Source organism: Skermanella sp. (assembly GCF_059503625.1).
In genome coordinates this window covers 1-9116 of the sequence record NZ_JCACHA010000814.1, presented here as the reverse complement: position 1 = coordinate 9116, position 9116 = coordinate 1, and the positions used below count along the sequence as shown (strand labels likewise).

Annotated in this window: 7 protein-coding genes and 1 pseudogene; 5 read left to right on the top strand and 3 right to left on the bottom strand. The window is 64.0% G+C overall.

What is annotated here, in order from left to right; translation table 11 throughout:
• The 5 genes and pseudogenes from AC5JJ6_RS29025 to AC5JJ6_RS29005 all read left to right on the top strand — a co-directional run.
• Positions 1-308, top strand: a pseudogene (locus AC5JJ6_RS29025) (recombinase RecA); the annotation flags it as partial.
• A 227-nt stretch (positions 309-535) separates the two neighbouring features.
• Positions 536-3196: an alanine--tRNA ligase gene (alaS, locus tag AC5JJ6_RS29020; RefSeq protein ID WP_496045393.1), complete on the top strand. Its 2661-nt coding sequence runs from the start codon at positions 536-538 to the stop codon at positions 3194-3196.
• A complete protein-coding gene (locus tag AC5JJ6_RS29015) occupies positions 3196-4047 on the top strand; it encodes an AAA family ATPase (RefSeq protein ID WP_044436419.1) in 852 nt (283 codons plus the stop codon). The genes alaS and AC5JJ6_RS29015 overlap by 1 nt, the downstream gene beginning before the upstream one ends.
• A gap of 35 nt (positions 4048-4082) precedes the next feature.
• The gene (locus tag AC5JJ6_RS29010; protein ID WP_496045392.1) at positions 4083-5270 is read left to right on the top strand and encodes a vWA domain-containing protein; all 1188 of its coding nucleotides are present in this window, start codon (positions 4083-4085) and stop codon (positions 5268-5270) included.
• Between the two features lie 460 nt (positions 5271-5730).
• On the top strand, positions 5731-6099 hold the full coding sequence (locus tag AC5JJ6_RS29005) for a GcrA family cell cycle regulator (protein WP_496045391.1): 369 nt from the start codon (positions 5731-5733) through the stop codon (positions 6097-6099).
• A gap of 224 nt (positions 6100-6323) precedes the next feature.
• Here AC5JJ6_RS29005 and AC5JJ6_RS29000 read toward each other — a convergent pair whose 3' ends face one another.
• The 3 genes from AC5JJ6_RS29000 to AC5JJ6_RS28990 all read right to left on the bottom strand — a co-directional run bounded on the left by AC5JJ6_RS29000 (position 6324) and on the right by AC5JJ6_RS28990 (position 8994).
• A complete protein-coding gene (locus tag AC5JJ6_RS29000) occupies positions 6324-6902 on the bottom strand; it encodes an OmpA family protein (protein WP_496045390.1) in 579 nt (192 codons plus the stop codon).
• A gap of 304 nt (positions 6903-7206) precedes the next feature.
• Entirely contained in the window at positions 7207-7584 is a 378-nt protein-coding gene (locus AC5JJ6_RS28995; RefSeq protein WP_496045389.1) for an oxidoreductase, read from the bottom strand.
• 189 nt (positions 7585-7773) lie between these two features.
• Entirely contained in the window at positions 7774-8994 is a 1221-nt protein-coding gene (locus tag AC5JJ6_RS28990; protein ID WP_044436388.1) for an NADP-dependent isocitrate dehydrogenase, read from the bottom strand.
• Positions 8995-9116: the final 122 nt, after the last annotated feature.

Genomic DNA, 9116 nt, shown 5'->3' with positions numbered 1-9116 from the left:
TCAAGAACAAGATGGCCCCGCCGTTCCGCGTGGTCGAGTTCGACATCATGTACGGCGAGGGCGTCTCCAAGGTCGGCGAACTGCTCGATCTCGGCGTCCAGGCCAACGTGGTGGAGAAGTCGGGTTCCTGGTTCAGCTACGAAGGCCAGCGTATCGGCCAGGGCCGCGAGAACGCCAAGACGTTCCTGCGCACCAACGCGGAAGTGGCCGACTCGATCGAGGCCAAGATCCGCGCCAACGCCGGCCTCGTCGCCAACGCGATGATGGGCACGCCGGAAGCCGACGCCGAAGCCAGCACCCCGGACTGAGCTGCGCCAGTCGTCCTTTGTCAGCCGCTTCTGCCGGAAGCCTCATGAAGCCGCGCGGGTCCTTGCGACCCGCGCGGCTTCATGACGTTCGGGCGCGTGCGAGGCAATCCGCAGGGCATCGGTGGACAGGCCCCCCACCGGCACGGTACAAGCATTCAACCCTTGTCGGCCGAAACTGTTGAAGAAACGGGCCGTATCATCCTGCGTCCTGGGAATTGAGCGCCATCATGCAGACCGCCAACGACATCCGCGCCACCTTCCTGAACTACTTTGCCAAGCAGAGTCACCAGATCGTCGAGTCGAGCCCGCTGGTTCCCCGCAACGATCCGACCCTGATGTTCACCAACGCCGGCATGGTGCAGTTCAAGAACGTCTTCACCGGCGCCGAGGCGCGTCCCTACAAGCGGGCGACGACCAGCCAGAAATGCGTGCGCGCGGGCGGCAAGCACAACGACCTGGACAATGTCGGCTATACCGCCCGGCACCACACCTTCTTCGAGATGCTCGGCAACTTCTCGTTCGGCGACTACTTCAAGGACGGCGCCATCGAGCTGGCCTGGAACCTGATCACGAAGGAATATGGGCTGCCGGCCGATAAGCTGCTGGTCACCGTCCACTCCTCCGACGACGAGGCCTTCGGCCTGTGGCAGAAGATCGCGGGGCTGGACGAGCGCAAGATCATCCGCATCCCGACCGACGATAATTTCTGGCGGATGGGCGATACCGGCCCCTGCGGTCCCTGCTCCGAGATCTTCTTCGACCACGGTCCCGCCGTGCCCGGCGGCCCGCCCGGCAGCCCCGACCAGGACGGCGACCGCTTCATCGAGATCTGGAACCTCGTGTTCATGCAGTACGAGCAGATCACGCCGGACAAGCGGATCGACCTGCCCAAGCCCTCCATCGACACCGGCATGGGCCTGGAGCGGCTGGCGGCCGTCCTCCAGGGCAAGCACGACAACTACGACATCGACCTGCTGCGTACCCTGATCCTGGCGTCGGCCGAGGCGACCAAGGTCGGCGCCGACGGTCCGCACGCGGTCTCCCATCGCGTCATCGCCGACCACCTGCGCTCCGTTTCGTTCCTGATCGCCGACGGCGTGCTGCCGTCCAACGAGGGGCGCGGCTACGTGCTGCGCCGGATCATGCGCCGTGCCATGCGCCACGCTCACATCATCGGCTGCAAGGAGCCGCTGATGCACAGGCTGGTGCCGACGCTGGTCCAGCTCATGGGGCCGCACTACCCCGAACTGGTCCGTGCCCAGCCGCTGATCACGGAGACGCTGAAGCTGGAGGAAACCCGCTTCAAGCAGACCCTCGAGCGCGGCCTGCGCCTGCTGGACGAGGAAACCGCCAGCATTCCCGAAGGCGGCTCCCTGGCCGGCGACGTCGCTTTCAAGCTCTACGACACCTTCGGCTTCCCGGTCGATCTGACCCAGGACGTGCTGCGCGGCCGCAACCGCACCGTCGATATCGACGGCTTCAACGAGGCGATGAACCGCCAGAAGGCGGAGGCGCGCAAGGCGTGGTCCGGCTCCGGCGAGGCCGCGACCGAAACCCTCTGGTTCGAGCTGCGCGACGAGCTGGGCGCGACCGAGTTCTTCGGTTACGACACCGAAGTCGCCGAGGGCAAGGTCCTGGCGCTGATCGTAGACGGCAAGCGCGTCGACGAGGCGCCCGCCGGCAGCGACGTCCAGGTGATCGTCAACCAGACCCCGTTCTACGGCGAGTCCGGCGGTCAGGTCGGCGATAGCGGCGTCATGTTCACGCCGGACGGGACCGAAGTCCCCGTCATCGACACCCAGAAGAAGCTGGGCGCCCTGTGGGTCCATATCTCCAAGGTCGCCAAGGGCACGCTGAAGGTCGGCGACGTGGTCGAACTGCGGGTGGACACCGCCCGCCGCTCCGCGATCCGCGCCAACCACTCCGCCACCCACCTCCTGCACGAAGCGCTGCGCCGCCGTCTGGGCGAGCACGTCACGCAGAAGGGCTCGCTGGTGGCGCCCGAGCGCCTGCGCTTCGACATCAGCCAGCCGGTAGGATTGACTGCCGAGGACATCGCCGTCGTGGAGCGCGAGGTCAACGACCGCGTGCTCGGCAACAGCGACGTCGTGACCCGCCTGATGAGCCCGCAGGAAGCGGTTGAACTGGGCGCCATGGCCCTGTTCGGCGAGAAGTACGGCGACGAGGTTCGCGTCGTCTCGATGGGTGGACGCGACCCGGATGCCAACAAGGAGTTCTCGATCGAACTCTGCGGCGGCACCCATGTCCGCCGCACCGGCGACATCGGCCTGTTCAAGATCGTCGGCGAAGGCGCCGTCGCCGCCGGCGTCCGCCGGATCGAGGCGCTGACCGGCTACGGCGCCGCGGCCTACCTCAACGAGCAGGAACACCTGCTCCACCAGACGGCCGCCGCCCTCAAGGCGACCCCGACGGAAGTCCCGGCCCGCGTCGCATCCCTGGTCGAAGAGCGCCGCCGGCTGGAGCGTGAAGTCGCCGACCTCCGCCGCCAGATCGCCATGGGCGGCGGCTCCGGCCCCGCCGGTGGCGGCGAGAAGGAGGTTGCCGGCGTCAAGTTCGCCGCCCGCGTGATCGACGGCATGCCGGCCAAGGACCTCAAGCCGATGGCCGACGAGATGAAGAAGCAGGTCGGCTCCGGCGTGATAGCCCTGATCGCCGTCAACGACGGCAAGGCCTCCCTGGTCGTCGCCGTCACGGAAGACCTGACCGGCCGCTTCAGCGCCGTCGATCTGGTCAAGGCCGGTGCGGCAGCCGTCGGCGGCAAGGGCGGCGGCGGCCGCCCCGACATGGCCCAGGCAGGCGGCCCCGACGGCGCCAACGCCAACGACGCCCTCGTGGCGATCCAGCAGGCGATGGCGGTGCCGGCATGATGAAGTTCACCGGTACCGAAAACTACGTCGCCACCGACGATCTCCGCGTCGCCGTCAATGCCGCCGTGGCGCTTCAGCGGCCGCTGCTGGTCAAGGGCGAGCCGGGTACCGGCAAGACCATCCTGGCGGAGGAGATCGCCAAGGCGCTCGACCGTCCGCTGATCCAGTGGCACATCAAGTCCACCACCAAGGCCCAGCAGGGCCTGTACGAGTACGATGCCGTCAGCCGCCTGCGCGACAGCCAGCTCGGCGACGAGCGGGTGCGCGATATCGGCAACTACATCGTCAAGGGCAAGCTGTGGGAAGCGTTCGAGGCGGAGAAGCCGTCCGTCCTGCTGATCGACGAGATCGACAAGGCCGATATCGAGTTCCCGAACGACCTGCTGCTCGAACTCGACCGGATGGAGTTCTTCGTCTACGAGACGCGGCAGGTGATCAAGGCACGCCAGCGTCCGGTCGTCATCATCACCTCCAACAACGAGAAGGAGCTGCCCGACGCCTTCCTGCGCCGCTGCTTCTTCCACTACATCCGCTTCCCCGATCCGGAAACGATGGCCCGCATCGTCGATGTCCATTATCCCGGCATCAAGGCCGACCTGATCCGCGACGCGCTGACGCTGTTCTATGAAGTCCGGGAGACGCCGGGCCTCAAGAAGAAGCCGAGCACGTCGGAACTGCTGGACTGGATCAAGCTGCTGATGGTCGAGGACGTCTCGCCCGAGACGCTCCGCACCCGCGACCCCAAGAAGCTGATCCCGCCGCTCCACGGCGCCTTGCTGAAGAACGAGCAGGACGTCCACCTGTTCGAGCGTCTGGCCTTCCTCAGCCGCCGGGAGCGGGGAGGGGACTAAGCGGGAAAGGGTACGGTAAGGCAGAGGCGCCGGCGATGTTCAAGACCTTCTTCTACGAATTGCGCAAGGCCCAGGTGCCGGTCTCCCTCAAGGAGTATCTGGCGCTGATGGAGGCGATGCGGCAGGGGATCGCCGACTACAGCGTCGAGGACTTCTACTACCTGTCGCGCACCTGCCTCGTTAAGGACGAGCGCAACATCGACCGCTTCGATCAGGTCTTCTCCCATGTCTTCAAGGGACTGGAAGGCGTCGCCGACGGTACCGACCCCGTCACCGCCGAGATCCCGGAGGAATGGCTCCGCAAGCTGGCGGAGAAGTACCTGACGGAGGAGGAGAAGCGCCAGATCCAGTCGCTCGGCGGCTGGGAGAAGCTGATGGAGACGCTGGCGCAGCGGCTGGCCGAGCAGCAGGGCCGCCACCAGGGCGGCTCCAAGTGGATCGGGACGGCCGGCACCTCGCCCTTCGGCGCCTATGGCTACAACCCCGAAGGCATCCGCATCGGCCAGGACAAGAGCCGCCACCGCCGGGCGGTCAAGGTCTGGGACAAGCGGGAATTCCGGAACCTCGACGACACGGTCGAGCTTGGCACCCGCAACATCAAGGTGGCATTGCGCCGGCTGCGCAAGTTCGCGCGTCAGGGCGCCGCCGAGGAACTGGACCTTCCCGATACGATCCGCTCGACCGCCCGCAACGCCGGGACGCTCGACCTCAAGATGGTCCGGGAGCGGCACAACAGCGTCAAGGTGCTGCTGTTCCTCGATATCGGCGGCTCGATGGACGATCATATCCGCATCTGCGAAGAGCTGTTTTCCGCCGCGCGCGGGGAGTTCAAGCACCTCGAATATTTCTACTTCCACAACTGCGTCTATGAAGGCGTCTGGCGCGACAACCGCCGCCGCCATTCCGAACGCATGTCCACCTGGGACGTGATCCACACCTACGCCGCCGACTACAAGCTGGTCTTCGTCGGCGACGCCGCCATGAGCCCCTACGAGATCGTGTATCCGGGAGGCAGCGTCGAGCACTGGAACGAGGAGGCGGGGCAGGTCTGGCTCCAGCGGCTGCTACAGACCTACAGCCGCTCGATCTGGCTCAATCCTGCCCCCCAGAACTACTGGAGCTACACCGAGAGCACCCGCATCCTCCAGCGGCTGATGGACGGCCGGATGTATCCCCTGACGCTCGACGGCCTGGATGCCGGCATGAAGGAACTCAGCCGCTGAGGAGCCGAGCATTGCGTCAGAGACGCCGAACGTTGCGACAGAGCCACAGTCCTGCGGCATTTTTGTCCGCCTGTCGTCTGAAATATGGATAGACCAGCCTGTCCGATGCGATGAGAAGCAGTCATCGTGCCTGCCGCCTCTTGTGGGTAACGATGTGGACATAAGCTGGATTTCGTTGATTCGATTGGCTTCTCGAGAGAATTCGGAAGCTCGGTTCCCCCAGCCGTAACTAGCCGGTATGGCTTCGAACGTTTCAGCGGGCGTATCGAATAAACAAATGGTTTACTACTTTTGCATATAAATGTAACAGCAACCCTCTAGGCATAGACGGGCTTATCTGGTAGCCTCTTTGGACGTCGGCACTAGATGTAGAGACTTATGGAAAGCGGAACGCGATATGCGGCGCACCATGGTCCTGCTGGCTATAAATAATAGAGACCCGGATGAGTGGAGACAGCGCATGAGTTGGACTGACGAGCGGGTAGAGCAGTTGAAGCAACTCTGGGGCCAGGGTATGAGCGCGAGCGAAATCGCGGATACTCTGGGCGATATTACCCGTAATGCGGTTATCGGGAAGGCTCACCGCCTCGGACTTTCCGGACGGCCTTCGCCGATCAAGAAGAAGCCGTCGCGCGGGGCCACGATCCTTGCCCTGACCGAACGCATGTGCAAATGGCCGGTCGGTGACCCCAAGCACGCGGATTTCCATTTCTGCGGCAAGACCGCACAGGCTGGCATGCCCTACTGCGCCGAACACGCCGCCATCGCCTACCAGCCCAGCTCCAAGAAGCGTGACGAGGAGCGCGAGCGCAAGGTGGGCGCCGCCTGATCCGATTATCTCCATAGATCCGCTGACAAGCCCGCTGGTGCCCGCCAGCGGGCTTCTTTTTTGCCGCCGCCGGTTCCTCTCCATCGCACCCGTCCCCAAAGCCATCCGGGCGAACGAAAAGGGGCGCCCGTGGGCGCCCCTTCCGCTTATCGTCTTCCCAGGAAACGGACAGCCCCGCAAGGGCCTGTCCGAAACCTTCCGCCGACGAAGACCCGCTGCCAGGATTACTGGAAGCGGACTTCGGCGCGACGGTTGGAGGGCTCGCGCACGCCGTCGCCGGTCGCGATCAGCGGCTGGCTCTCGCCGACGCCGCGGGTCGCGATCTGGCCAGCCGGCACACCGCGCTGGACCAGGGCTTCACGGACGGCGGTGGCGCGACGCTCGGACAGGCGCTGGTTGTAGGCCGGCGAACCCGAGGTGTCGGTGTGGCCGACGACGTTCAGGCGGCTGGCGCTGGTCCGGCGGGCATCCGACACGACCGTGTTCAGGATGTCCTGAGCGGCCGGGGTGATGGCCGACTTGTCGAAGTCGAAGAACACGAAGTAGACGGCGTTCGCCAGCGGAGCGGCCGGCGGAACGGCGGCGGCCGGAGCGACGGCGGCGGCTGCCGGCGGCGGAGGGCAGTCATAGCTTCCCGCATGGAGAACGGCGGTGTTGTTAGCTGCAATCACGGGCTTACCGGTGGAGTCCACCACCGTGTTGCACTTCACCGGAGCGCTTTGAGCCAGCACGCTGGCGGGCGCAACCACCGCCATCGCCAGGAACGCAAAGACGCCCGAGGCAGCGATTTGATTAAGGCGCACGACCTTCTCCCTTGAGCTGAATTGGTGCATCAACGTAACGCGTACACGCGAGAGTCCAGTGCTGAAAACACATACGCCGCGGGCACGGTTCCTACTTAGATCCGAAGAACGGAAATTACCCCGTAACATCCAGAACGCGGAGTAACCTGCCGAAAACAAACGGTCTTCACAAGCTTCGCGGTACAGGCCCGGATCGCCGCCAACTTCTGTAACCGTCGTAGCAGCGGGGCAATCTATATCATGGTACTCTAAAACAAAATCCCATCAACCAAAATATAACAGACTATCCGTCATGAGCCGGATGTCAGTAATCCAAATCGTCGTGCTTGATCTGGACCAGCTTGCCTTTGGAGAGGGAGAGTAGCAAGACGGCTATCAGCTCATGCATGATAACGGTGTGATGGTTATCAGTCTGCTGCATGTACTGACGCAGAGCATCGCGGACTTTATGAACTCCAGTAACGTCGATGAATATATCGATGTCTTCGCCAAGGCTGGCAAGTTCAAGGAAATCGCCATAGGTCTTCACACCCTTGGAGCGGGCGATTACCATGCCGGGGGCTTCTGGATTAAGGTCGGCGATGCCGACAACCTTGACGAAATCTGCCGAAAGGAGCTGTTCGAGCAGTGGTGCGCCGGTTTCACCTGCCCCGACAATCGCGATTCTGATCTTGTGTGGCATCTTTGCAATTCCTCGGCACGGCATGTCACAGTAACTCTTCGGCGTGCTGGCGCATCTGACGGACACCATCTCGCGAAGCCGGGGTGAGATTTACCCGCAACTCCATAAAAAGCAACCCCGCCCGAACGAATCGGGCGGGGTTGCGGCAAAACGACGGCATCGCCGGGGCGATGCCGTTGTCGCTCAGGTTCAGGCCGAGGCCATCGCCTTCTTCAGGTTCTCGTCAAGCTTGTCCAGGAACTGCTTGGTGGTCAACCAGGGCTGGTCCGGGCCGATCAGGATGGCGAGGTCCTTGGTCATGGCGCCGGCCTCGACGCTGTCGACGCAGACCTTCTCCAGGGTCTGGGCGAAGGCGGTGACATCCGGCGTGTTGTCGAACTTGCCGCGATAGGACAGGCCCTGCGTCCAGGCGAAGATCGACGCGATCGGGTTGGTCGAGGTCTCGCGGCCCTTCTGGTGCTCGCGGTAGTGACGGGTCACCGTGCCGTGGGCGGCCTCGGCCTCCACCGTGTTGCCGTCGGGCGTCAGCAGGACCGAGGTCATCAGGCCCAGCGAGCCGAAGCCCTGCGCCACGGTGTCGGACTGCACGTCGCCGTCGTAGTTCTTGCAGGCCCACACGAAGCCGCCGTCCCACTTCATCACGCTGGCGACCATGTCGTCGATCAGGCGGTGCTCGTAGGTCTGGCCGATCTTCTTGAACTCGTCGGCGAACTCGGCGTCGAAGACCTCCTGGAACAGGTTCTTGAAGCGGCCGTCGTAGACCTTCAGGATCGTGTTCTTGGTCGACAGGTAGACCGGCAGCTTGCGCGCCAGGCCGTAGTTGAAGCAGGCGCGGGCGAAGCCGCGGATGCTTTCATCCAGGTTGTACATGCCCATCGCGACGCCGGCTTCCGGGAACTGGAAGACGTCGTAGGTCGTGGGTTCGCCGCCGCCGTCGGGCGTGAAGGTCATCGTCAGCTTGCCGGGGCCGGGGACCTGGAAGTCGGTCGCGCGGTACTGGTCGCCGAAGGCGTGACGGCCGATGATCAGGGGCTTGGTCCAGCCCGGAACCAGACGCGGGACGTTGGAGCAGATGATCGGCTCGCGGAAGACGGTGCCGCCCAGAATGTTGCGGATCGTGCCGTTGGGCGACTTCCACATCTTCTTGAGGTTGAATTCCGTGACGCGCTGTTCGTCCGGAGTGATCGTCGCGCACTTCACGCCCACGCCATATTGCTTGATGGCATTGGCCGCATCGACGGTGACCTGATCTTCGGTCTTGTCGCGATATTCGACGCCCAGATCGTAGTATTTCAGATCGATGTCGAGATAGGGCAGGATCAGCTTTTCTTTGATGAACTGCCAGATGATCCGGGTCATCTCATCGCCGTCGAGTTCGACGACCGGGTTAGCGACCTTAATCTTTGCCATGTAATATTCTCCCGGTTGGGCGGGTAGCGTGAGGTTCTTGGGCGCGCTGGATTGCCGTCCGCCGGTCGGTTCAGGCGGGCGGTTCAGGCGTCATGCGACGTGCCGGCGGCAATCGGCCACCG

Bases quoted from the DNA above. Each gene is read 5' to 3' on its own strand.
- AC5JJ6_RS28995 (WP_496045389.1), bottom strand. From the start codon at position 7,584: ATGCCACACAAGATCAGAATCGCGATTGTCGGGGCAGGTGAAACCGGC.
- alaS (WP_496045393.1), top strand. From the start codon at position 536: ATGCAGACCGCCAACGACATCCGCGCCACCTTCCTGAACTACTTTGCC.
- AC5JJ6_RS28990 (WP_044436388.1), bottom strand. From the start codon at position 8,994: ATGGCAAAGATTAAGGTCGCTAACCCGGTCGTCGAACTCGACGGCGAT.
- AC5JJ6_RS29005 (WP_496045391.1), top strand. From the start codon at position 5,731: ATGAGTTGGACTGACGAGCGGGTAGAGCAGTTGAAGCAACTCTGGGGC.
- AC5JJ6_RS29010 (WP_496045392.1), top strand. From the start codon at position 4,083: ATGTTCAAGACCTTCTTCTACGAATTGCGCAAGGCCCAGGTGCCGGTC.
- AC5JJ6_RS29015 (WP_044436419.1), top strand. From the start codon at position 3,196: ATGAAGTTCACCGGTACCGAAAACTACGTCGCCACCGACGATCTCCGC.